The organism is Halomonas sp. (assembly GCF_041689495.1).
GTDB lineage: Bacteria > Pseudomonadota > Gammaproteobacteria > Pseudomonadales > Halomonadaceae > Halomonas.
The window spans coordinates 1-2,468 of record NZ_JBDNGD010000064.1 but is presented as its reverse complement, the minus strand read 5'-3'; the positions used below and the strand labels follow the sequence as shown (position 1 = coordinate 2,468).

The window sequence follows — 2,468 nt, the reverse complement described above, 5'->3', positions numbered from 1 at the left end:
ATGTTGCTTTCCCGATAGGCGATCATGAAGGAACGATCAGTGATGTAATGGGGCAACCCCTCGGTAACATTCCTGATGAGGCAGCAGAGTAACCTTTTCTCGTGAGGCAACACGGCCGGCCAGAGTAATTGTCGCTCTATAGCCGTTTCTCTATTGTCTGCCCCCGCCTCGAGCTCTACCCATTTCACGCTGATCTGCGAAGAACCAAAAAACCCGCCTCGGTGGGCGGGTGGCGGAGTTGTTGGCGCTTAGGCTGGGTGTTCGATCTCGGGCATGAGGCCTTCGTCACTGATGGGGAGGTTGAGCGGCATGGCAAGGCCGCGCAACCCAATATTGCTGGCGATGGAGTCGAGGGTAGGCCGTAGCGCACCATAGAGCAGCGTGGTGGCGTAGAGCCGTTCCAGCGGCTCCTTGACCACGTAGGCCGCTTCCCCCTCGGCAAAAAGAAATTCGCCCCGAGCCCTCGCTTTCAGTAGCGGCTCTCGCTCATCTCCCTTGCTGCGAGCATAAAGGCTCAACTTCAGCCTGACTTCGAAGCGATCGTCTGGCTCGTCTTTCTCATGGAAATCGACTTCGAAGCGCATCTCGATCAGCTGGTTTTCGCGGGGATCTCCCTCGAGGCAGAACGCTTCGATGTGCTCGAAGCGATATTGATCCAGGTGAAAGCTGGCGATACTCATTGAATGACCCGCAGTTGTGGACGTGGCTGGTCGCTGAGGTTGAAGTCAACACCACCCCGGAAGGTGTCGGCCTCTGCTGTTGGGGCATGGAAATGCTCATGCATGTGGTTATGGTGGTGGACCACCCGGTAGCCATCGGGGCAGTCGCGTAGCCAGGTTGCCAGAACCCTTTTCAGGGTTTCGTTGATGCCCATTCCCTCACGGCTAGCTGCCAGGGCGAGTTGCCGATGCATATCGGGGCCTAGCCGTACGTTGAAGGTGCCGCTGAACGGCTTGTCCGGGGCGACGCCCTCTTCCTCACAGAAGGCCAGGTACTCGTCGACCTCTTGCTCGAATGCCTGCTGAAGGCCTTCGGGTGTTTGCGCCTCGAAGGTGACCAGATCGACGATATGCAGGATCTTGCCATGCAGGACGTTGTCTTCGAGCGAGACCTCGACGGAGCCTTGATACCCTTTGTATTCCAGCACAGTAGGCTTCATATCTTTCCATGTTCCTCCAGGGCGGTGAGAACATCATCGATCACATACGCCTTCAGGGTGTTTTCAGGGTGTGGTTTGTGAAGGCTGATCTTGCGCTTATCGGCATCGATAAACTTTCGACCTGACCCACCACCCCCGGTCTTCATGGTGTACCCAAGCCCCTTCAGCAGGGCTACCAGCTCATCCCATGTAAAATCCTTGGGGCGCTGCCTCAGGCGTTCCAGGCGCTTGTTAGCCATGCGCCCCCCTTGGTCCGCGACCCTGTTGGGTGTGCAACTGTAATCTAGTTGCACCTCTCTGTATAGTCCCGGAAGGCTTGGCTTTCAAGATTACGCCCCCCTCTTTTGGTCGCATTCGTACGGGCAAACAGGAATGTGCATACCGTTCACATCAGTGAATTTTTCGCCTAAAGCTTCCGTGACCTTGCTGTACGATGTAGTGGGCTCATCGTTCGCCAGGGTGGCGAGAAGGTCTGGGTACTGCTGATCGTGCGTATGCATCGGTGATGTGCCTTTTTACACGTGGCAAGCGGCATAACGGATGAGCGGGGGAGAGGGGCGCGGATCGATGGCCCTGTGCAGGAGTCAGTGACATTTAATGTCACGCTTTGACATCCACTGGTATTTACAGGCCTAACGTTTCGCACTACAGTAACTCCCGTAGGTAATTGCTTGCTGCACAGCGTTGAAGGACCTCATGGGACGTTGGCGCGTCATATCATGAGTCTGCCAACAACACTGCGTTACCTCGCCCACCACGCAATACTCTGCCTGTGGTATTTGAAGGCCCCATCCTAGCCCCGGTTGGGGCCTTCCTCGTTGATGCCGCCGCCTTCTGGCTAACCGAACTTCATGACGCAGCATCACGGACACCATATGTAGTCCAAAAAACGGGTGCAAGCACAAGATGGGCGAAATAAGGCTTTCAACGCGGCGTGCCCCTTGCTTCCAAGGTTTTCCGTTTGAAAGCGTTGAATGGCACCTTCAGTACCGAGCACAAGGATCAGCTATAGAAAACCCGCCTCGGTGGGCGGGTCGGATGGGGTAGTGGCGGGTTCAGTCGCCGAGATGGCTGGCCCAGTGCTTCTCGCTGATGATGGCAATGTCTCGGCCATCAGTGCGCAGCTCGACGGCCTTCTGAATCTTGCGGCCATAGCTGGAGAGCGCCCAATCGGTGCTGCCCAGGTTGCCGATCACCACGAAACGGGTCTTTTGGGTGGGGTTACTCTGCGTGTGGCCACCCCGATCGAGAATCTCGGCTTCGCACTCGGCGCGGGTGCCGGAAATGAACTTGCCCGTCAGCACGAAGT

General features: G+C 56.7%; 4 protein-coding genes. All 4 read right to left on the bottom strand.

Annotation, left to right across the window (positions count from 1 at the left end; all coding sequences use genetic code 11):
- Positions 1-248: 248 nt before the first annotated feature.
- Positions 249-680: a hypothetical protein gene (locus ACESMD_RS02210; RefSeq protein WP_372609927.1), complete on the bottom strand. Its 432-nt coding sequence runs from the start codon at positions 678-680 to the stop codon at positions 249-251.
- Positions 677-1,159, bottom strand: coding sequence for a type II toxin-antitoxin system HicB family antitoxin (locus ACESMD_RS02205; RefSeq protein ID WP_372609925.1), 483 nt, complete (start codon positions 1,157-1,159; stop codon positions 677-679). The genes ACESMD_RS02210 and ACESMD_RS02205 overlap by 4 nt, the downstream gene beginning before the upstream one ends.
- Positions 1,156-1,398 (bottom strand): type II toxin-antitoxin system HicA family toxin, encoded by a 243-nt coding sequence (locus ACESMD_RS02200; RefSeq protein ID WP_372609923.1) that lies wholly within the window; start codon positions 1,396-1,398, stop codon positions 1,156-1,158. The genes ACESMD_RS02205 and ACESMD_RS02200 overlap by 4 nt, the downstream gene beginning before the upstream one ends.
- An 816-nt stretch (positions 1,399-2,214) precedes the next feature.
- The coding region (locus ACESMD_RS02195) for a BRCT domain-containing protein (RefSeq protein ID WP_372609921.1) at positions 2,215-2,468 on the bottom strand (254 nt) is incomplete at its 5' end.